Here is a 21214-nt window from a genome sequence, read left to right as displayed (position 1 = left end):
GTGCGGCGCTACGGTCACGGCGGCGAAGCCACTGTGCCCCCGAGCTGCTGAGGCGCTCCGTGAGCTCGCGCGACGCAAGGGAGCAGCGGACACATCGACGAGAACCACTCCCTCTTCGGTCGCGGCATTGCTGCGGTCTGCGGGCGCACACCGGCCAACCTCTGAGGGGCGTTGCTTCCGGTGCGGCTTCGTCTACACCACCGAGTGCAAGGACTGCCCGCCGCTGCGGCGTATCCGCCGCGAGTTGGAAGCACGCGGGATGATCCCGTTGACCACGCCCGAACCGGGTGTAGGCGCGTGCGCGGGCAAGTCCGCTTCCTGGGAACTAACAGGGCAGAACTTGGCGTCGTGGCAGCGTGCGATCGATTCGTGCCGGGAATGCCCGATCCTCAGCCAGTGCCGCGCCACGCTGCGTGATCGGATCAGTGGGGGTGAGCCGCCGCAGGATCAGATCGTGGCGGGCGCCGCGTTCGATTACTACGGCAATCATGTACCTGCCGATCGGCTCCGCGGGTACGCGATCCTCCGAGCGAGGACTCCGAGGAGCTTCGCCTCGCGCGTCGCTGCTGGTGGCGACGCAGCATGACCGCCCGCCAACCTGCCCCGACAGTGCTGCCCTGCTCGATTGACCCGCAGTCATGGGACATCGATGAGGGGTCGTACCGCGCCGGCCTCGACGCGCAACGGGAATGCCTCCAGCGGTGCCCGCGGCTCTCCGCCTGCTGCGCCGAGGTGTCGGCCATGGTCTCCGCGGGGGAACCGCCGCGGTCGATGATCTGGGCCGGCGTCGCGTACCGCCACGACGGAACGGCCGTCGCGACCGATCGTGGGCTCCGGGTGTACTACAACCGAGTCGAAGGGCAACGAGCAGTCGAACGGGGGTCGGCGGCATGATCAGTCTTTCCGACCGCGTCCTGCTCATGGCAACCGGCGAGATCGAGTGCCCCGGCACTGAAGGGCCAGCGTCCCTGCGGTGGAGCTGGCTCGCCGACCTCTACTCCCACCCTGTGTGGGGTCTGGTCACCATTCCTGGCTTCTCAGTGCCCGTGGGATGCAAGATCGCTATGTTGTGCCGCGATATGTCGACCGGCACGGTCCACTCCCTTTCTGCCCGATGGGATGCGGTCGACCGGCTCGCTGCGATCGGCGTCGGCCGCGCTCCGTCAGCGGCACTGTATGCGTGGTCCGCAGTCGCCGACTCGACCGTCGATGCCCATGACTACCTGGGTGGCCATCAATTCAGTGGTGCGGAAGCTGTCGCCGCCGCCTTCTGGGCCCACCTCGCCGCTAAGTCGGCACCGGTCGCCGAGGCGTGCATCGCGGCGGCCATCGAGGCATGGGACTCACGCCTGCATCTCTCCTCGACGAGAGGGGCAGTCGCATGACGGGTCTTGCCGCCACCGACCGTCACGGGCGAATGTGGGAGCTCGTCGCGATTGAGGGCGTCATCTGCGCACTCCTCGTCGCCGGCACGGGCGCGCCGACCGTGATGTCCGCCCCGGACGTCATCGACCTGCACGGCCCCATCCGGCTCTCACCGGACAGGTGTCGTCTCAGCCCGGGATCACATGCTGCCCTGGTCGATGTCGTCGACCTCGTCGCGTCCGATCCCGAGACGGCGACGGTTGAGCAGATCCGTGAGGTCGCCACCACTGCGGCACACCTGTTGCTCGGTGCGAGGCCGGCACCGCCGTCGGCGTAGACCGGTGCGGCTGCGGCCACAACCAACCTTCACCGATCCATTCAGCGGACCCGCGCGGACCTCTCTGTTCGTGCAGGCCGCCCTGACGGATCGGCACCCCATCACGTCCAGAGTTAGGCGATGCCCCTGACCTAGTAGCCACCGTGCGACCCCGATAACTGAATTTCGTGCGCAGACCCTCAGAAACACGAAAACCCCCTTGGGTGGGGGTGGTTTCAGCTTGACGAACCGCTCCGCGGCATTTCGTTGAGGAGGACTTGCCGGTCCTCCTCAACCGAGAGGGTGAAGGCTTTGCCGAGCCGTCACATTCTCTGAGGGTGAGTGTCGGAAGTTGACGCTTCCGACGCTCGTACTGCATTCCCCGAAGGGACTACCTGTGCCAGGTACCACGTCCCAGGATAACGCATATCCTGAATCTGCCTCAACACAACTCGTTTCGCCCATCGACACCAGATCATCGGCCCATGCCGGTACGCACATTCCGCAGTCTGCGGAAGTCGTCACATGGGAAGAGTCCGTCTACGCCGCCACCCAAGCAATCAACGAGCTCCACCAGTACAACCGCGATACCGGGCAACGCGGCAACTCCTTCACCCTCCCCACCACACCAGGATGCGAAGCCACCATCCCCGTCTGGTCCGGACGCATCGAATGGTTACGCCAGGTACGCCACCACATCACCCACAACACCATCGGCCAGGCCGCACTCACCACCCACAGCATCAGCATCGAACGCCTGATGGCCGTCGCCGCAGCCCATGCCCGATTCGCGGATTCCACCACCGGCCGTGGTGTTACCGCCTCCCGGCAACTCATCGCACACCACGCCGGCGTCTCACTCTCAGTCGTCAACCGCGCCCGCCGCGTGCTCAAAACCCTCCACATGGGCATCGAGCTCGAACGCGGACGAACACTCCGCACCCAGGAATACATGGCCGCCGAACTCCACCACGGCGGCCAACAGCACCAAGCAGCCTCCGTGTGGGCACTCAGCTCCCCGAAACACATCGTCGACACCACTCCCCCACCCGCGAGCCGACCCCAGCGGCCCCACCGCACCCGCGCCACCCGACGCCTCGCGCGCCACCGCACACGACCCCAACAACCCACCACCGCAACTCATCCCCAGGCCACCGGCGCTGACACCCTATCCCCCAGTACTTACGTTCCTACACATATTCTTTCGTTACGAAGTACTCACCAACGCGCACATGCGCGGCACACCACATCCACCCGGCAACCTCGACCACTCCACCTCCAACGAGCAGCCGCCACCCTCGCCTCCCGCTCCCCTGTTCTCGCCCACGACCATATCGGCCACATCTGCGACACTCTCCAGGCCGCCGGCATCGACACCACCCACTGGACCGGCCACGACATCGCACACACCCTCGACCGAGACACCCGAGAACGCGGCTGGACCTGGCCCACAACCGACCACATCGAAGCACCCGTCGCCCTGCTCCGCTGGCGACTCACCCACATCAACTGGACCGGGCCATCCCCCACCCAACTCCGCGCCACAGCCGACGCAGAACGGCGCCGCGAGCAGGCAGCCCGCCGCACCGCGATCGCACAACGCAACGCCACACAAGCAACCCCCGAACAGCGGCAAGCCGCGCTTGCTCAGATCCGCCGAACCCTGGATCACACCACACATCAGCGAGTTGACCTCCGATGAGCCATTCGGATGGAGGTGCACTGAGCTCCCGAGGAGTCATCCGCCGGCACCGGGCCGCACACCAGATAATCGACCGGACATTACTTCTGAGGGCAACAAGACCGGATACGAGTCTACCTGGATCGTGTTTTGTCTCAACGGATCTCTCTGCGGCAGTTCGAGGCTCGTTGGCGGTCAGGGATGAACGGAACCGCCCACCGTTGCAGTGGGTCGGCGTGGTGCGGCGCATGATGGATACGGTGTCACCATGACTGACTGGGTACAGCAAGCGCAGCACCTCACCGACGAGGTACTGCGACCAGCCGCGACGGAGGTGGACGGGTCGGGGATGATCCCGCAATCGCACTTCGAAACACTGCGCGACCAGGGGTTCTACGGCCTCGCCTTCGCCTCCACGGATCCCGTCAGCACCCTCGCGGACGTCGGCGAGATCCTCGTCAGTGGGTGCCTGGCGACCGCATTCGTCTGGGCACAGCACCACGGGACCCTGCTCCGGTTGATGATGTCGAGGAACGATGCCCTCAAGGCACAATTTCTCGCCGACCTGCGAAGCGGCGCCGTCACGGCCGGCGTTTCCGGTAGCGGCTACGCCAACCCGGACAACCCCCTGGTCGTCGCCACCGAAACCGACGATGGATACACCATTACCGGGCGGGCGCCGTTTGTCACGGGATGGGGCTACGTCGACGTCATCGGCGTCACCGCATACGACACCCGAGCAGACAAAACCGTCACCTTCCTCATCGACGCCATCGACGGCCCGAACATCCACTCGAAGCGAATCCCGCTGTCCGCGGCCGACGCATCCAACACCGTGCAACTGACCTTTAACGGACACGACATCCCCCACACCGCAGTCATCCACGTCCGAAAGACTCCTCGCGGCGGACTCAGCATCGCGGACCGGGCGATTCTCCGGATCAACGGCTCCCTCGCCCTCGGCGTGGCGAGAGCATGCCTGACCGAAGCCGCCCGCATCGGACACCCCTCCCCACCACTGTGGGAAACACACACCACCATCCGCGAGGCTCTCAACAACGCGGCCACTGGCGACGGAGACATCTACGACGCCCGCGCCCGCGCCAGCCAATTCGCCGTCACCGCCGCCAATTACGTCGCCACCGCCGCAGGAAGCCGATCCGTCCAACGCGGCGAACCCACCGAGAGAATGGTCCGGGAAGCCGCCTTCAGCATGGTCTGCACCACCATCCCGGAAGTCAAGTCACGCATCCTGACCACCTGTCACCCCCAGTGAACCTTCGAGACCGAGGCGCGATGACACCCGAACCGAGTCAGACGTTCACGACAGTAGCGGCAAGCTGCTCACACATCCTCGGTCCCATTGCCGGCGTCCCGCTCCCGGCACGCCGTCCACGAACAGCGGGAATCCGCACTCGCACAGATCCGCCAGGCCTGCACCAAGCCCGGCCAAAGCAACACGATCTTCGATTTATCGCAACAGGGCGTGCACCCACCGACGGGAGCCCACCACGCGAGCACCCAAGTCCTCACAACGATCGTCTGCAACGAGCCCAGCGTGATGCACGGTGCATCACCTGCACCCCGGATCGTGGGTGCGACCAGACCGGATGGCGATCTCTCTGCAATGTCTGGCACGGTCAATGCCCAACACAAGCGAATCAGCGATACACCTCAGGTGTCATGCAGGAACGCTCGAAGTCGCTCAAGCACCAGCTCAGGTCGTTGATCGACAACCCAGTGACCGACGCCGTCGACCGTCTCGAGCCGAAAACCATCTGTGTGCTCGGCATACCCGCGCAGCAGCGTCGGAGTGATCACCGGGTCCCCCACTCCGTGCAGGAACCGCATCGGAACATCAACGGAGGTATTCGCGACTTCACCGGTACGGATCAATTCTCGCGTCAGGAATGTGCGATACCAGCGCGAGCCGGCCACGCAACCAAGATGTCCCCCAACTCGGTGGGTCGGCCACACCTCAGCCACCAATCGTGCCTACTACACGCCCTCCCGAAACGCGGACAGTCGGAGCGTCATACCAGTGGACTAGAACCATTCCGTAGTCGTTGTCGACAAGCCCCGCCGCCGTGGTGAGCGCAATCAGTGTCCGTAGTGGTAACGGCAGGCAGCAATGCGGATCTGATCATCGACAATTTTATAAACCAGCCGGTGCTCATCGGTGATACGCCGGGACCAGTAGCCCTGAAAACCGTGCTTGAGGGGCTCGGGCTTGCCGATTCCGTCATTCCCGTTGCGTTCGACATCCTTGAGTAGTGTGTTGATCCGCTTGACGATCTTCCGATCCTGCGCCTGCCACCAGACGTAGTCCTCCCACGCAGACTCGTCCCAGACAAGCTTCATTCAGCCAGATCCCGGACAGTTCCCCCGCCGGACTCCAACCGATCGATCGACGCCAGCAGCCGGCGGGCGTTCTCCGGACTCCTGAGCAAGTATGCCGTTTCCTTCAACGACTCATAATCGTCGAGCGAAACCATCACCACCGGCTCGTGACCTGCCCGCGTGATGACGATTTCTTCCCGGTCATCGACGACGGCGTTGAGGACCTCGGCGTACCGCGCGCGAGACTCCGAGTAGGTCATGGTTCGCATTGAGCACACCTCCAGTTATCACGTACAAGAAATTGTACGTAACCCGACATGCTTCCGCAAACGAAGGGGACGACCCACCGTGGTGCGAGCTCAAGAACGAAATTCACCCCGTGGTCCGCATCCCCTCACCGCCCGCCGATCCCCCGCCGCTCCGGCGAGCGACTCGTCCGGACCCGGGACCGAGCGCGTCCACCAACCGCTGCGGGGCTGCGCAGCGATCCCTGGCCGACGCCCATCCGGATCGAAAATCCGAGAGTGAGGACCCGCAGCGAGACAAACGGGCGGAGCAGCTGCTGCGCAGCCTGGACGTCGCCTCCGAGGACACTCCCGTCGCGATCTGGCACGGCGAGACGGTGCTGCGCAATCCGACGAATGCAGAACTCGCCCGCATCGTCGGTCTTCCGGTCCCAGACTCGGCCCCGGACGCCGACGCGGCGCCACCGATGCGCGCCGCGGTGGCCGGCGATCCGGATACGCCGCGTGCCGTCGCGGACGATGAAGGCACCGGACGCGGATCCCAGCGCAGCGAGGGGGGTCATTCGATGCGATGCTCACGGTCGCTCTGCGTTACGACCGGGCGATAATCCTCGGATGGTCGTCGAAACTGCAGATCGAGATCGACTCCCAGGCTTCGTGGCTGCATCGCAGATCAATATAGTGTCGACAGCGTTGTAACCGTCGGCCGAACCCGAGGTTGTGGAGACCATCGACGTAGATAATCGACCTGCCGTTGCGTCGGCCCTCGCGCCCGCAGCGACAGCCCGCGATTCCTTGGCTCCAGCCGCTGCGACGGTCGCCGCCACACTGGCCGCAGTCGACGTCGTCGATCCCGTCGATTCGCCTTGGGAATAGCCTGCACTCATGGCCGCACGGAAGACCACCCAGCGACGCTCCAGTCCCAGGCGAGCCAGCGCCGCGCCGCTGATACCCACCCCGAGGCACGGGGAGCAGATCTGGATACTCGACGTCCCGCACCGGGCGCCCGCGCCCGGTGCCAAGTACTACAAAGCGCTCAAAGCATTTGCCTACATCGGCACTCAATTGCCTGACGAACTCGCCGTCTACGCATCGAAACCGTACTCGTACGCTCGCTGGGTCGAAGAGGACCTCAACGGCGTGCGGCAACCGGGCGCCACTGGTTTCCACAAGACACCGCGGCCAGAACAGGTGGACTCCGCGAAGGCGATCGCGACGGCCTTTCGCCACGGCAAGCGCGGATTCTTGTTGGCCGACGAGCCCGGTGTAGGCAAGACCGGCAGCGCAATCCTCGGCGCGAAAGCTGCGCTGAAATTAGGGGGCGGCGACACCGTACTCATCACCGTGGACCGGCCAGCCCAGATCACCATCGCCGCGTGGCGCGACGCCCTCGCTGCGTTCGGCGACGGTGGCTATCGGTGGCTGATCATCTCCCCGGACCAGCTCAAGAAGTTGCTCGGACGCAACGGCCAACCGAAGTACTCCTTCTCCCTCGTCATCAATGACGAGGCACAGCAATTCAGGCATCTCACGGCCCAGCGCACCCAGTACCAGCGGCGCGTCAACCGCCTCGCCGCGACGCCAGAGAAGGCGCCGTTCGTCATCACCGTGACGGCGACGCCGGGTCATCACCCAGGCGAATACACCTACTTGTCCTCGCTTTTCGCGCAACTGCACGATGACCCGCCGGGCGAGTGGGCCGATCTTGGCAAGAAGCTGGTCGAGCACGGACTTCCCCTGGCTCCCGGGTGGGACAAGGGCAAATGGGACTGGAACGACCAAGCAAAAGGCTCTCAGCAGCTGCAGCATCAGGCCGTCACCCGCGTCCGGAAATGGATGACCGACTGCGACCCGCCCGTCATGATGCATCGCGACGCGCCCTGGGGGCCGCCACCTATCGACGGCCTGCCACTCGACTTCACCGCCACCCAATGGGCTGCGTACCACCAGGACTGGAGCGAGTTCCGGAGCGCGATGAAGATCGCCCGCCAAGGGAACGACACCGCCCGCGGCCGTGCCGCCCTGATGCGGTTCCGGCAGAAAGCAGGCATGCTGAGAGCCCCGCAGACCGCCGAGTTGGTAGCCGCACACGTCGAACGCGGCTACCAGGTACTCGTCGCCGTCGAATTGGTCACCACGGCCGCCGACCCGGTAGCCAACCTCGTGGAGGAGCACGGCATTGGCGTCTCACGCATCTTCGGCGGCGGCGATCTCGAGACGGAACGCATCAGATTTCAGCGCGGCCACAACCCGGTCGTGGTGTTCAACACCGCATCTTCGATCAACCTGCAGGCGTCCGAGTTGATGGTCGACGGTTCCCGAGCCTCATCCGCACGCCGCATCGGGTTCTTCCACCAGCCTCGCTACTCCGGAATTGCCGCACGCCAAACGATGGGTCGCGCGCATCGCGACGGGCAGGTTTGCTCATGGTCACTCCTGTTCGCCACCGGAACGGTGGAGGAGCAAGCGGCTCGGATCATGATCAGTCGGCTCATGGTGACATCAGCCAGTGTCGATGGCGATCTCGAGGCATTCGCGAAGCTCGCGCGGCTGTTCGACGCAGACTGGCTTCCCGAAAGCATATTCGAGTAGGAATGATGCCAGGACCACGGACCTCCGCAAACACGAGTGAGCGGATATGCATATCGCCCCGCGAGTGTGCTCACAGTTGGGTGTCCACCTTGGTGGACAGAAGACCGACTCGGCAATGCCGCGGCGGGATACGAACTCCTTCGTCGTCCGGCCGGCGTCTTTGCTACGCCGCTGGTGGTCACCTCGCCATCCTTCTGCGATGCAAGTCAGCAGATTCGCCGTGCCCTGCGGCAAACCAAAGGCCAAACCCTGTCCGATGATCCACGGACATCCCAGCAATCGAGCGGACCGCCGTTGCCAAGGCCCGACCACACCGCGAGGATCCGCGACATGACCGCGGGGTTGCAGCCCCACAACACACGCACTGACCGAGCCATCCCCGCTTCAACTGTCAGTGCGCGCTGCTACTTTCGGCGCATGACGACCCGAGGCCAGCTTTCAGTCGCTGAGAGGGCACCGTATTTGGTTGTTGAATGGCACCCAGACCGGAACGGCGACCTCACCGCGGACCGCGTCAGCTACGGGACCAACAAGCCTATTTGGTGGCGCTGCCAGAAGTGTGGGCATGAATGGTTGAGCGCGCCTCGGACAAGAATCCGGTCGACCGAGACCACGGGTTCACACCGGATCATGGGGTGCCCGTCATGCTGGAAACTCAGCGCTAGCACCACTATGCAAACTCGGGCCAACAAACGGAATGCAATGTCACTCGGCCACCGACCTGACCTTCTCGAAGAGTTTCACAAGTCGAAGAACTCTGACGCGAGCGCAGAGCACGTCACCTCTCGGGACCGAGTCTGGTGGACATGCCGACAGTGCGGATCTGAGTGGAGGACCACGGTCGGTGTTCGGCTTGCAGGGCACGGTTGCCCTCAATGCGGCCGGAGATCCCACAACGCAAAGATGAAGACACCGAAGTCAGGAAACTCCCTCACAAAGCGCCGACCCGACCTCGCCGCGGATTGGAACTGGGCCAGGAACGGACGCGGCCCGGGCCAATACAGCTTCGGAAGCTCGCAAGAGGTCTGGTGGCTGTGCAAAACCTGCGGTCACGAATGGGAAACCACCATCAACCAACGGAGCCACAGCACCAAAGGAAGCGGCTGCCCAGGATGCCGGCTCTGGGGTACCAGCGGGGAAGAGATCAAACTCCGATGTGAACTGATCGCAGCAGGTGTCCCACTCGACCCGGTCAAAAGAAAGGTTCGCCTCGAATCCCCGGCTCGTTCCTACAATTGCGACATGCTCTGCCCCGAGTGGCGGCTGATAATTGAGCTCGACGGGCACCACTACCACAAGTTTCCACACAACGTAAACCAGGACCGCGTCAAAACCACCGCACTGACCGACGCAGGCTGGACAGTCGTACGCGTCCGCGTCGACCTTCCGCAGATCACAGCCAACGAGGTCCACGTGACACGAAAGGACAGAGAGCTCGACCGCGCCAAGCTCGTCCTTACGAAGCTTCTGGAGCTCGACTACCGAATCGAATATGCCGAAGAATACTTGCTATCCGAGATGCCGTGGGCGTCCCGGGCCGCGGCAATTGAGCTGCAGCGAGAACTTGCTCGCTCCCTCGGAGCCGAATACCCAGACCTCGCGGCCGACTGGCATCCGACCAAGAACGACCCACTCACACCGTTCAATGTGGCTCCCCACACCGCCGCCATCGTGTGGTGGAGATGCGTTGTGTGCTCCCACACCTGGAGGTCGCGCGTTCAAGCCCGCACATATGGACGCGGCTGTCGCATCTGTTCGCGCAAGGCTGGCAGTAGTCGCCCGCCGAAGCCAGGTGCGTCACTGGCCGACAAGCGGCCGGACGTCGTCGCAGATTGGAACTGGGATAGAAACTCCAACATCACACCAGATCAGGTCGGCGTGAACAGTGCCAGGATGATTTGGTGGAGGTGCAGCGACTGCGGACACGAGTGGTCGTCGCCGATCAAGAGCAGGGTCCGATCGAGAACTCATCGACGGGGCATCTGCCCAAGGCGATCGAGGAAGACGCCCGGTGCCTTTGCCCGCGAAAGCGATGCGAGCAAAGGGGTCTGAACCTATTCTCAGCGGCTCCACTCGGATCTAGTCGGGTCGGCGAATGGTTTTACGATTGGTGTCACGACGAAATCCATTCGACGTTGGGAGTCGGCGTAGTTGGGCCTCGCCCTCTTGCTGATGAGGTACCTTCCATAGCTATCCGACCGATTAGCCATTCTTGATGTCGCAATCCGACTCGCTCATATTCATTGGAGCGAGCGGTGCGTAATGGACGTAGAGTGGGTGCGGAAGGTGACGAAGGAGTTGAAATGGCGCGCCAAGTAGTTGTCGAGCATGTCGACGATATCGACGGATCCCCCATTGTGGAGGGCAAGGGTGAGACGATCGCATTCTCCGTGAATGGAATCGACTACGAGATTGATTTGTCGGCGAAGAATGCGAAGGACTTCCACAAGAAGCTTGATTACTACATCGATCACGCCACACGGGTAGGTGGCCGCAAGAATCGATCAGCGGGCACACTCGCGTCGGGTGATGAGGTCAAGCGGAAGCCCGCACGGCGGGACCGTGATCATGTGAGGGGAGTGCGGGAATGGGCCCAGGAGCAGGGGTATGACATCGGGGTCCGCGGGCGCATTCCTACCGAGATCGCGGAAGCGTACAACGCTGCTCACTGACGACCATTAGGAGAGCGCAGTTGTTAATTGAGTTCCACGGCGGAGTGGATGGAGTGGAAGCTGAGGGACAAGGCGGGAGTGCGGGTGGCATGTCTGCGACAAGCCCCTGCCCTAAGAGCGCGTCTGAGAACTCTGGTTCGTGTCACGCAGTGCGGGCGAGTCGGCGTGACATGGTCGCGATCATGGCGATGTAGACGACGGCTTCGTGGTGGTCGGGTCTGGTCTCGTAGTCGCGGACGCAGCGGCGGTATTTGCAGATCCAGGCGAAGGTCCGCTCGACCACCCACCGCCGGGGCAGAACCTTGAATCCTTTGACATCGTCGGTGCGTTTGACAACCTGAACCGTGAGGGACAGAACATGTTTCGCCCAATCGACTAGCCTGCCCGCATAGCCGCCGTCGGCCCAGACCAAAGAAATCGTCGAGCAGTGGGCGCGCATCGCAGCCAGCAGCCGGACCGCGCCGTCCCGGTCCTGGATCCCGGCCATCGTCACCACGACCGCCAGCAGCAGCCCGCTCGAGTCCACAGCGATGTGCCGTTTACGCCCATTCGTCTTCTTCCCCGCGTCGTATCCACGACTCGACCGGGCAACGGTGTCGGCGCCCTGCACCGACTGGGAGTCGATGATCGCCGCCGACGGCAGCGGTTTCCGGCCGCCGTGGACCCGCACCCGATCGCGCAGCGCGTCGTGGATCCGCTGCCACACTCCTGCCCGGACCCAGCGGACGAAGATCGCGTACACCGTGGTCGCGGGCGGGAACTCCGTCGGCAACTGCCGCCAGGCGATCCCACCTCGAACGACATAGAAGATCGCATCGAGTACCAGACGGCGGCAGTGCTTTTCGGGACGACCACCGCTGCCGGTGGTGTTGCCGGGTGGAGGCAGCAGTGGTTCAAGAATCGCCCATTGAGCGTCGGTCACCGACGATGACGAGTACACCGCGCACCGATGCCCGATCCCAGAATCCGGGGTAGGGCATGACGGACACAGTGCGATGAGCGATGATGGCAAGTGAACTCCTGGTCGGGTCGTGGCGTAAGCACCTACTGACCTACCAGGAGTTCACCCATTCCTCATTAGTCACACGCCGATCACCCCGAGTTTTCAGATGCGCTCTAAGACTTGCCATTCGACGCGCATGCCAGGTCTCGGAGCAACCCCGACCAGTCCCCGTCCTTCCGGTGAACGATTTGTCAATCGAGTAACCGCCCCAATCTCCTTCGCGGACTCCCGTTAGAATCCGACACATTCTGAACAGCCCGATCGATAAGTAATCGCGACGCCTATTCATCGATTCGGCGGCGTTGTTCTAGCGCACACATGCCCACGCCACCGCCATGATGTACCGAAACCGCGTCCGGCCGAGCGTATTCATCCACATCACATCAGCATCGAACACCTGATGGCCGTCGGCCACGCCCGGTTCGCGGCCCCCACCCGACCGAAACGTGGATCCCGGCTGCCATCTCGGTGAGGCCACTCGGTGACGTGCGGTACTGGCATCGACACTGGCGCGGACGGGCAACTCCGCACGGCGATGGAACCGACCGACACCAACGTCCCGTGGTCGGATGCGCTAACGAAGGTGCCAACTCGCAAGGTCGATGGTCGTACCGCAAATGTCCAGTTCACGAGCGAACACTCTGCCGCCCATTATTGGGCGGCTAGCGCTGCACAAAAAAAGCGATGTGCTGGACGTCGCGCGAACGAACCCCGCCTCTCTGCGCGATCAGTCGCGCTAAACCAGCGCTAGACCGGATCGGCGAGACCACGGGTTTCGGACCTCTTGTTGAGGCACTCCTCGCGCGGGAACCGATCCGGCGATTTGAAGTGGGGACCGCACCCACTGGATGCGGTCCCCACGTGACACTGGTCAGACAGAGCGTACGTTCGTGGCCTGCGGGCCCTTTTGCCCTTGGCCGATCTCGAACTCCACACGCTGGTTCTCATCGAGCGACTTGAAGCCGCTGCCCGAGATCTCCGAGTAGTGCACGAAGACGTCCGGAGTTCCGTCGTCGGGTGCGATGAAACCGAAGCCCTTCTCACCGTTGAACCACTTCACAATGCCCTGCGCCATGCCGATACTCCCTCAATCTCGATCCGGACCCTCACATCGAGGTTCCGATCTCGATAACTCGATACTGCCACTCTTGGTGCAGTCGCGAAGACCGCCCACCGTTTTCACACCGAACTACGACCGGTCGTCGATGCACCGTCAATGACCTGCGGTGGCGGATTGATGGTGCCGGTGTCTCATGTGACCGAGTCGTTCACACCAATCGGGGCCGACTCCAGGTGTGAGTGAGTGGGGATCGCGGCGATGCACTCGTGGGTTCCGCCGACATAGGTGGCCATCGATCGACATTGCTTCGACCGATCCCAGCGGTGGGATTGCACTTCCCTGTTTTAGTCACATAGACTAAAACGATGGAATCGATGATCGAGGCACTCGACGTCGTCGGCGCGGCAATCGTGCCGAGCGACCTGTTCGGCCCAATCACCCACGACGCGGCAGCTCAGCGGGCAGCCCGTCGGCGGTTCCACCGCCTGTCGGTCCTGATTCACCCGGATCGGGTTGATCCGGCGTACACCGCCCGCGCCGCAACGGCATTCACACATGCGTCCGACCTGTACCGCCGCTGGCAGCGCGCCACGACCACCACGGACGCGGCCACAGCCACCGTCGTGGACGGCAGAAACGGCTCCTACCGACTCGAGACCCGGCACGCCCGCGGCTCGATCGCCGACCTGCACCATGCCACCGACAGCGGCGGCGCGGGCGTGGTGATCAAGGTTCCCCGCAATGTCGTCTCGAACGCTCTGATCGATGCGGAGCGGGCCGCGCTCACCGAGATCGCGGCGTCCGCCGAGGACGGGAACGACTGGTTGCGCGCGTACTTCCCGCAACTGATCGACCACCTCACCCACGCCGACCCTGTGACCGGCGCCCGGCGACAGGTGAACGTGCTGGACTTACTGACCACCGGATTCGTCACCCTCGCCGAGGTCCAGGCCGGCTACCCGGATGGGCTCGATCCGCGGGATTGGGTATGGATGCACCGGCGGCTGTTGCGGGCGCTGGCCGCCGCCCATCGCGCCGGGTGGGTGCACACCGCGGTGACCGCGGACAACGTGCTCATTCACCCTGAGCGGCACGGGGTGGTGCTGGCCGGATGGTCGTTCGCCACCCGCCCCGGCACCGTTCCTCTGGCGACGATCCCCTCTCGGCGGGACCACTATCCACCGGAATGTTCCACCGACTCCCCCGCAACCCCGGCCTGGGATGTCTTCATGGCACATCGGTTGATGCTGACCATGCTCTCCGATACGGCCCCGGACCGCCTGCGGGCGTTCGCCCGCGGCTGCCTGCAACCCCAACCTGGTCTGCGACCTGACGCCGTCGATCTGCTCGAGGAGTTCGACGACCTGCTCGACACGCTCTACGGGCGGCGACGCTACCGCCCGTTCACCATGCCCACCACGAAAGGACAGTGATCCACCATGGGATACGGCAAGTGGGATGACGACACCTACACCGCGGCCAAGACGTTCCGCGCCGCCCGCGGCGTCGACGACTTCGGCTACACCAGCGCGATGTACGCACAACCGATGGATCAGTGGAAGGCCGATCCAATCCTGGACCCGCTGGGCGTGACCGTGCGGGAATGCCGGGATTCAGCCGGGCACCCCGAGTCGCTGGCGATCGCCGTGCTCTTCGACGTCACCGGTTCGATGGGCGCGGTACCGCGGATCATGCAGAACAAGCTCGGCAAACTACACGGTCTGCTGCAGCGCAAGGGCTACGCCGACGACCCGCAGATCCTGTTCGGCGGCATCGGGGACGCCGACTCCGACCGAGTGCCCCTGCAGGTCGGTCAGTTCGAGTCCGGCAACGCTATGGACGAGCAACTCCGCACCATCTTCCTCGAAGGTAACGGCGGCGGTCAGAAATCTGAAAGCTACGAACTGGCCGCATATTTCATGGCCCGTCACACCGCTACAGATGCGTGGGACAAATGCGGCCACAAGGGCTACCTGTTCATCATCGGCGACGAACTGAACAAGGCCCGACTGTCGGCCCGGCACGTGCGCACGGTGATCGGCGACGGCCTCGACCGCGATGTCACCGTCGAGTCGGTGTACCGGGAACTCGAACGGCGCTGGAACGTCTACTTCGTACTACCGAATCAGTCCGCGTACTACCACGATCCCGAGATCGCGGAGCACTGGCAGCGCCTGCTCGGGGAACGGTTCCTCAAACTGGACGACCCGGGCGCGGTGTGCGAGCTGATCGCGCTGACGGTCGGCATGGGCGAGGACCGCATCGACCTCGGCGAGGGGCTGGCGGACCTGCGTGACGTCGGCTCCGCCGCCGAAGCGGACACCGTCGGTCACGCGCTCGCCGCCCTCGGTGCGGCGCGGGCCCCCGTCGCGGTGAGCCCATTGCCGATCGATCCGGCCGGCAGCGACGACGTGTCCTTCACCTGACACCCGTTCGAGAGGCGGGGCTTCCGATTCCCGCGCCGGGTGCGAGCCCCGCCTCCCGACTCCCCCTCTACGACAGGAGATCCCATGACCACGGTGTTCGGTGACCGCGACATCATCGTCGTCGACCTGGGCTTCGGCGACGCCGGCAAGGGCGCCACCGTCGACTGGCTCTGCTCACCGGACGCCGGCCTCGATGTCGCAGCTGTCGTCCGGTTCAACGGTGGCGCGCAGGCCGCGCACAACGTCGTTGTCGACGGTCGCCACCACACCTTTTCCCAGTTCGGGTCCGGGACCTTCTCCGGCGTCCCGACGGTGCTGTCGAAGCATGTCCTCGTCGAACCGATCGCCCTCGCCGCCGAGGCCCGCGCCCTGGCCGGGCTGGGTGTGCCGAATCCGCTCCAGTTACTGCACATCGACGCCGCCGCGCTACTGACCACGCCGATCCACGTCGCCGCTAACCGTGCCCGCGAGGATGCCCGCGGTAACGGCAGGCACGGCTCGTGCGGCAAGGGCATCGGTGAGACCGCCGCCTACGCCCTCGATCACCCGGACGCACCCACAGTCGGAGACTGCCACCGCCCAGCCGTTCTGCGCACCAAACTCTCCGCGATGGCCGACCACTATCGGGACCTGGTCGCCCCCAGCGTCCATCGGTGGCCCGACCTCGACGACATGGTCACGATGTACTCCGAATTCGTAGCCGCTGTCCGGATCGCCGAGGATGGCGATCTCGCGGCCCTCGCCAACCAGGGGCGCTTGGTTTTCGAGGGCGCACAAGGAGTGCTGCTAGACGAGTGGCGCGGGTTCCACCCGCACACCACCTGGTCCACCGTGGAACCGAGCAACGCGCGTGCCCTCTCCGCCAAGCACGGTCGCGGCAGCCACGTGCTCGGCGTCACGCGCACCTACACCACCCGACATGGTGCAGGGCCAATGCCCACCGAGAACCCGACGCTCGGCGCGGTCCTTCCCGAACTTCACAACGACACCGGCAGCTACCAGGGCACCTTCCGGATCGGGGACCTCGACGAGGTACTGCTGCGGTACGCCGCAAACGTATGCGGCAGCGTGGACAGTCTGGCCGTCACCCACCTCGACGCGGTGACCCGCGCCGCAGCCGAGGGGAACCCCATCCGCAGCGCACGCCGGTACCCCGACGTAGGCGACCTACTGCCTCTCGGACCGTGGCGGGACCTCGCGCATCAGCAACACCTCACCGACGTCCTGTCCGCGCTCACCCCCGACACATCGGAGTTGCCGACCCATCCGGCAGACGTCGCGACGCACCTCGGATCGCTGGTCGGCGCACCGGTGGCACTCACCTCCAGCGGCCCCAGCCGGGCCGCCCGTCACGTCCGTGAGCCCGCTATCGCATGATCACAGGTGTGGAACAGTCATCCGTCTCCGTCGATGTGGTCGCTCTCCGGTTCGGCAACCCGAAACCCGACGCGCTGCGCTACGGCGTCGCGCCCCGCCGCTGGGAGCCGTACACCGGGCACACGGCCTTGCCCGGTGTCCTTCTTGGCGCCGGTGAACGCCTAGAAACGGCCGCCCGCCGCGCCGTCACCACCAAACTCGGGATCCCGGACGACGCGATCCTGGCAGTGGGACAACTCGCGGTGTTCGACGAGCCCAGCCGCGACCCACGCGGGCCGACCCTCTCCATTGCCATGTGGGCCGTCATCACCGCCGACAACATCACCACCGACCCCGCCGCCGCGACGCAGTGGCGCGGCTTCGACGAACACGGCAACCTCGCCTTCGACCACGACCGCATCGTCGCCGCCGCACGCCGCATCCTCGCCACCAGCCTCCTCTGGCGGGACACAACATTCACCCGGGCCCTCCTCGGCGCCGAATTCCCCGCCACCCACGCCGTCACCGTCACCGCCGCACTCGCCGGCAACCGGCCCGATCAAGGCAACCTCAATCGCACGCTCAAGGCGATACCCGGACTCGAACGCACCGACGAACGCGTCCGAGTACAAGCCACCGGCCGCCCCGCAGTCGTGTGGCGTTGGACCACAACATAAGCGACACCACACCCACCCGCGCCGACACCCGGCGCCAAGCACACCCCTGAGCCGCGACCCACTGGGCTCAACCGTGAGCGTGCAGACAGCGACGGGGTCCGGGGCTCGGCTGTTCGACGGCCCCATCCCAGACTTGAGCACGATCACCGGGGATCGACCAATGCACAGTGCACGCCCACGAACCGCAGACGTGTCGCCACTCATCCGATCAAGTTCAGTGAAGGGTCGAACCATCGCCTGGCCGCACCTGAGCACATCCGCTCGTCAGACACGTGCTCAGACGCCCCCGACCACACCAGCGGCAGAGCCCGCCACACCCCCCGTAACATTCCAGCCTGCCCCCGGCGACCAACCTGCGGGAACGGCGCACCCGAGCGCTCAGAACGGCCCGGATGCCCCACCTGCCCGGACCCTCATCGACTCTCACCTGCGGCGCAGCGCCAGCACGGGAATTGTCCGGATACCCGCAGTCTTCTCCGCGTAGTCGGCAAAGCCGGGATACCGCCGCGCCTGCTCGGCGAAGAGGAGATCCCGCTCCTCGCCCGTCACCTCACCGACGGTTACCGCGTATTGCTCGGTGCCCCCTTCGATCTCTGCCTCACCGGCGGTGACGAGGTTGTAGTACCAGTCGGGATTGGTCGGTGCGCCCGCCTTGGACGCGAAGACGTAAATCGTGTCCGGATCTTCCTCATCTGGCAGATACATCATCGGGCTCACCCGATCTCGCCCGGTCTTCCGGCCCCGGTGGTGAACCAGCACCACCGGCGCACCCTCGAATGGGCCACCAACTCGGCCCTCGTTTGCCCGGAATTCAGCAATGATGTTCGCGTTCCAGTCGTCGGTGCTACTCATTCGGCAGATTCTCCTCTTTCGGCACAGGATCGGTCAGCAATCGGGTCGACGCGGTTGCCTCCGTGTCGCACCCGGTCTCATTCAGGGAGCGGCCCGCTTTTTCAGGCGCACCCGCAACCGTCCATCTTCTCGTATTCGTGAACCGTTCACCGCCACACCGCAGGCCATAGCCGAGCCTCGGCAGATCAGCGAGTCCCTTCTAGATTCGCGGCCGGATTGGACAGCAAATTTCGGGACTGCCGCGGTATCGGTGAAAGCGCCGGAACAATGCCCAGTCGCATGCTCAGACTGATCTCGGGGAAGCATTGACGAGCCCATCCGAACGTTCGCGGACCACACAGTCAGTTTGTGACGCCCCCTTGCCCGGAGTCCTATTTGCCGATATCGACGGTGAGGTCCTCGATGCCGGCGAAAACCAAACGCCCGTCATCGAGGGCCACCGCCCACCGATGCACCGGTGCCCATTCGTGGCCACGTTCGGCGGTATCGGTCAGCTCGGCGTAGTCCTCGACGATGACGCCAGTCGCCGCCTCGGATCGCCTCCGCACCAGCACCCGGGTACCCACGCTCAACACATCGGATGACGCCTGCTTCTTCTCGCTCTCGTCACTCATGAACTGCACCTTCCCTCTGTCCTCGGAGCACAAGCATGGCTCGAGCTCGCCCACCAGCCGAACTCACGCCGCCAGCCGCTGGGCGCCCAGTTCAGCGTGGGATGGCGGGCCTTCCCTGGCCATGGACGTAATGGCCGTGTGTGCGGCCGCACCTGCGGATCACAGTCCGGTCGACTTCTTGCTCCCGGCGTTCGGAGTAACTCCATATCCCACGGGTACTCCCGACCTACGCTGCGCTCCGGGCTCGACGGTCCCGGTAGCAGCCAGGCCCTCCCGCCAGCGCTCCCCTTCGCTGGCCGGAGGGCCGTCCGCCGCCCACGGCTCGCGAGCCCGGCATCAATGGGTCCGCCCCCTACTACTTCTGGCCGCTGGGCCGACGCTTCTCAGGATGACCGAAGCGCACAGCGGGAGCCGAGTGGATCGGCCAGCGGAAATTCGACACTCATAGATTGGTCCCCGACAATCCTCGCGTCGGAACGATGGTGCACTTCACTCGTCGCGGAAGCCACCGAGCTCGCCATCATCGCGCTCCCGCTCGGATCGGCTATCTGGGCGCACCTCCGTGTCAGGCCATTTAGCGAGTTTCACCCGGTGGAGGCAGGGGATCTTCCGCACGTATCCGTCCTTGGTGACACACCGCTCACCAATCCCTACACGGCAGTGCGGACATGGGATATGGGCAACGAACTCGAATGGATCCATCGCTCACCTCCACGGCTGTTACCTCGTAATACGACTATGACCGACCACGACGAATCATGCAGCACCGACGCACACCCCACCACCGATACCATTGCGCAACCCACTTGCAGCGCGAAACTGATAACCGTCGCCGAATCGACTGCGCCAGCACAGATAGCCGGCAGCACGCCGCCCCAAGCTCATACCTCTGAAATTACTGAGTCGGCAGCTTCGCAAATTACTGAGTCGGCAGCTTCGCGACGATGACAACCCACACGACATACTGTTCGAATACACCGTCGGCCACACCCGTAGACGTCACAACCACCACCCGGAGCTCGGTCCCCACTGATCTGTACGCGGACATGTCCGTTCCACCTGGCACGATGGCAGTGACAGCCAGACGAGCTGGCCGAACAACGCAACAAGGAGCACCAACATGGCACTACCTGTCTTGACACCGGAACAACGCGCCGAGGCACTGGCGAAGGCGGCTGAAGCCCGCAAAGCGCGTAGCGAACTCCTCGCAGCAGTGAAAGCTGGAACCCTCAGTGTCGAAGCGGTGCTCACCAAGGCCGAGACCGACGAAATCGTGAAGAAGACGAAGGTTTCGGCGCTGCTGAAGGCGCTCCCCGGCGTCGGATCAGTGAAGGCTTCGAAACTCCTCGAAGAATTGGCGATCGCCGAGACCCGTCGTATCGGCGGCCTCGGAGCCAACCAGCGCCAGGCGCTGATCGAAGCGTCGTCTGACTCCTGACCTCGGAACTGCCGCAGCCTCCGGCCAACTCGAAATGAGCTGGCCGGAGGCTGTTTTGTCGACGCCGCGAGGTCTTGGCCGCAGTGAGCTGCACTGTACGATTCCCCGATCTGATCGGGGATATGCCAGCGCGTGGACAGCTCGTGACCCTCCGTGGTCGGCCATTCTCGAATCTCTTTTGCGCGCTTGCGACCCCCCGCAGGGTCGACCATGCATTCTTCCACCAACGCGAGTTGCATGATCGATGTACAAGGTGAGAGTGCTATGGAAATTCTTGGCGTTCTTGGCCTTCAGATCGATCCTGTAGTCGACACCGTCGCGAGAGAACGGACCGGTCTGCTCTTTTTCGTTCTTGATCGGAGTCCCGTCGATACGTTCGACCACAATCGCGCGCGCGACAGTTCCGTTCCCTCACTGTCGAACACCCGGAAACACTACTCCGAGATAATGTTCGTATCTCAAATGATGGCAAGTTTCGACAGGACATCGCGGATTCCAGCCGAGTAGAGCTCGATCAGTGCCGCTCGCCGCACGCTGGCGGTCATTGGCATAGAACCTGGTCAGGATAGACGCTCGT

At 64.2% G+C, this 21214-nt stretch carries 21 protein-coding genes and 1 pseudogene; 13 read left to right on the top strand and 9 right to left on the bottom strand.

Annotated features, from left to right (window positions below; all coding sequences use genetic code 11):
• Positions 1–582: 582 nt before the first annotated feature.
• From I1A62_RS02630 to I1A62_RS02610, 5 genes are all read left to right on the top strand, one after another.
• A complete protein-coding gene (locus I1A62_RS02630; protein ID WP_219453902.1) occupies positions 583–894 on the top strand; it encodes a hypothetical protein in 312 nt (103 codons plus the stop codon).
• The gene (locus I1A62_RS02625; RefSeq protein ID WP_219453901.1) at positions 891–1385 is read left to right on the top strand and encodes a hypothetical protein; all 495 of its coding nucleotides are present in this window, start codon (positions 891–893) and stop codon (positions 1383–1385) included. The genes I1A62_RS02630 and I1A62_RS02625 overlap by 4 nt, the downstream gene beginning before the upstream one ends.
• Positions 1382–1702, top strand: coding sequence for a hypothetical protein (locus tag I1A62_RS02620; RefSeq protein ID WP_219453899.1), 321 nt, complete (start codon positions 1382–1384; stop codon positions 1700–1702). Before I1A62_RS02625 ends, I1A62_RS02620 begins: the two co-directional genes overlap by 4 nt.
• 739 nt (positions 1703–2441) lie before the next feature.
• Positions 2442–3383 carry a Rep protein gene (locus I1A62_RS02615; protein ID WP_257890379.1) on the top strand — a complete coding sequence of 314 codons (942 nt, stop codon included), beginning with the start codon at positions 2442–2444 and terminating at the stop codon, positions 3381–3383.
• Positions 3384–3630: 247 nt separating this feature from the next.
• Positions 3631–4638, top strand: coding sequence for an acyl-CoA dehydrogenase family protein (locus I1A62_RS02610; RefSeq protein WP_219453895.1), 1008 nt, complete (start codon positions 3631–3633; stop codon positions 4636–4638).
• Between the two features lie 398 nt (positions 4639–5036).
• On the opposite strand, the pseudogene I1A62_RS02605 reads toward I1A62_RS02610, so the two are convergent.
• From I1A62_RS02605 to I1A62_RS02590, 4 genes and pseudogenes are all read right to left on the bottom strand, one after another.
• Positions 5037–5297, bottom strand: a pseudogene (locus I1A62_RS02605) (alpha/beta fold hydrolase); the annotation flags it as partial.
• Positions 5298–5462: 165 nt separating this feature from the next.
• The gene (locus tag I1A62_RS02600) at positions 5463–5723 is read right to left on the bottom strand and encodes a Txe/YoeB family addiction module toxin (RefSeq protein ID WP_072948949.1); all 261 of its coding nucleotides are present in this window, start codon (positions 5721–5723) and stop codon (positions 5463–5465) included.
• Positions 5720–5971 (bottom strand): type II toxin-antitoxin system Phd/YefM family antitoxin, encoded by a 252-nt coding sequence (locus I1A62_RS02595; protein WP_005569061.1) that lies wholly within the window; start codon positions 5969–5971, stop codon positions 5720–5722. The genes I1A62_RS02600 and I1A62_RS02595 overlap by 4 nt, the downstream gene beginning before the upstream one ends.
• 125 nt (positions 5972–6096) lie before the next feature.
• Positions 6097–6510: a hypothetical protein gene (locus I1A62_RS02590; protein ID WP_174705570.1), complete on the bottom strand. Its 414-nt coding sequence runs from the start codon at positions 6508–6510 to the stop codon at positions 6097–6099.
• A gap of 322 nt (positions 6511–6832) precedes the next feature.
• Between I1A62_RS02590 and I1A62_RS02585 the strand changes: the two genes are divergently transcribed.
• The 3 genes from I1A62_RS02585 (at position 6833) to I1A62_RS02575 (ending at position 11211) form a co-directional block, all read left to right on the top strand.
• Positions 6833–8539, top strand: a complete 1707-nt coding sequence (locus tag I1A62_RS02585; protein WP_219453894.1) for a DEAD/DEAH box helicase family protein — start codon at positions 6833–6835, stop codon at positions 8537–8539.
• 330 nt (positions 8540–8869) lie between these two features.
• Positions 8870–10591 carry a zinc-ribbon domain-containing protein gene (locus tag I1A62_RS02580; RefSeq protein WP_308340734.1) on the top strand — a complete coding sequence of 574 codons (1722 nt, stop codon included), beginning with the start codon at positions 8870–8872 and terminating at the stop codon, positions 10589–10591.
• 251 nt (positions 10592–10842) lie between these two features.
• On the top strand, positions 10843–11211 hold the full coding sequence (locus I1A62_RS02575; RefSeq protein WP_072951045.1) for an Lsr2 family protein: 369 nt from the start codon (positions 10843–10845) through the stop codon (positions 11209–11211).
• Positions 11212–11353: 142 nt separating this feature from the next.
• Here I1A62_RS02575 and I1A62_RS02570 read toward each other — a convergent pair whose 3' ends face one another.
• Positions 11354–12169, bottom strand: coding sequence for an IS5 family transposase (locus I1A62_RS02570; RefSeq protein WP_219455046.1), 816 nt, complete (start codon positions 12167–12169; stop codon positions 11354–11356).
• A gap of 916 nt (positions 12170–13085) precedes the next feature.
• On the bottom strand, positions 13086–13289 hold the full coding sequence (locus tag I1A62_RS02565) for a cold-shock protein (RefSeq protein WP_124396545.1): 204 nt from the start codon (positions 13287–13289) through the stop codon (positions 13086–13088).
• A gap of 359 nt (positions 13290–13648) precedes the next feature.
• On the opposite strand from I1A62_RS02565, the gene I1A62_RS02560 reads away from it, so the two are divergent.
• The 4 genes from I1A62_RS02560 to I1A62_RS02545 all read left to right on the top strand — a co-directional run bounded on the left by I1A62_RS02560 (position 13649) and on the right by I1A62_RS02545 (position 17733).
• Positions 13649–14707 (top strand): hypothetical protein, encoded by a 1059-nt coding sequence (locus I1A62_RS02560; RefSeq protein ID WP_219455044.1) that lies wholly within the window; start codon positions 13649–13651, stop codon positions 14705–14707.
• A gap of 6 nt (positions 14708–14713) precedes the next feature.
• Positions 14714–15700: a hypothetical protein gene (locus I1A62_RS02555; RefSeq protein WP_219453890.1), complete on the top strand. Its 987-nt coding sequence runs from the start codon at positions 14714–14716 to the stop codon at positions 15698–15700.
• Positions 15701–15784: 84 nt separating this feature from the next.
• Positions 15785–17077 carry an adenylosuccinate synthetase gene (locus I1A62_RS02550; protein ID WP_219453889.1) on the top strand — a complete coding sequence of 431 codons (1293 nt, stop codon included), beginning with the start codon at positions 15785–15787 and terminating at the stop codon, positions 17075–17077.
• An 8-nt stretch (positions 17078–17085) separates the two neighbouring features.
• Positions 17086–17733: an NUDIX hydrolase gene (locus tag I1A62_RS02545; RefSeq protein ID WP_219453887.1), complete on the top strand. Its 648-nt coding sequence runs from the start codon at positions 17086–17088 to the stop codon at positions 17731–17733.
• A 423-nt stretch (positions 17734–18156) separates the two neighbouring features.
• On the opposite strand, the gene I1A62_RS02540 is transcribed toward I1A62_RS02545, so the two are convergent.
• Together I1A62_RS02540 and I1A62_RS02535 are read right to left on the bottom strand one after the other, a co-directional pair.
• Positions 18157–18585: a nitroreductase/quinone reductase family protein gene (locus I1A62_RS02540; protein ID WP_219453885.1), complete on the bottom strand. Its 429-nt coding sequence runs from the start codon at positions 18583–18585 to the stop codon at positions 18157–18159.
• Between the two features lie 371 nt (positions 18586–18956).
• The gene (locus tag I1A62_RS02535) at positions 18957–19199 is read right to left on the bottom strand and encodes a hypothetical protein (RefSeq protein ID WP_219453883.1); all 243 of its coding nucleotides are present in this window, start codon (positions 19197–19199) and stop codon (positions 18957–18959) included.
• A 1120-nt stretch (positions 19200–20319) separates the two neighbouring features.
• Between I1A62_RS02535 and mihF the strand changes: the two genes are divergently transcribed.
• Positions 20320–20637, top strand: coding sequence for an integration host factor, actinobacterial type (mihF, locus tag I1A62_RS02530; RefSeq protein ID WP_072951036.1), 318 nt, complete (start codon positions 20320–20322; stop codon positions 20635–20637).
• On the opposite strand, the gene I1A62_RS45745 is transcribed toward mihF, so the two are convergent.
• Complete coding sequence (locus I1A62_RS45745; protein WP_257890376.1) at positions 20524–21021, bottom strand: Lsr2 family protein; 498 nt, start codon at positions 21019–21021, stop codon at positions 20524–20526. The genes mihF and I1A62_RS45745 overlap by 114 nt on opposite strands.
• Positions 21022–21214: the final 193 nt, after the last annotated feature.

Origin of the sequence: Rhodococcus sp. USK10, from assembly GCF_019378875.1 — a bacterium.
Classification (GTDB): domain Bacteria; phylum Actinomycetota; class Actinomycetes; order Mycobacteriales; family Mycobacteriaceae; genus Rhodococcus_F; species Rhodococcus_F pseudokoreensis.
This window is presented reverse-complemented; position numbering and strand designations above follow the sequence as displayed.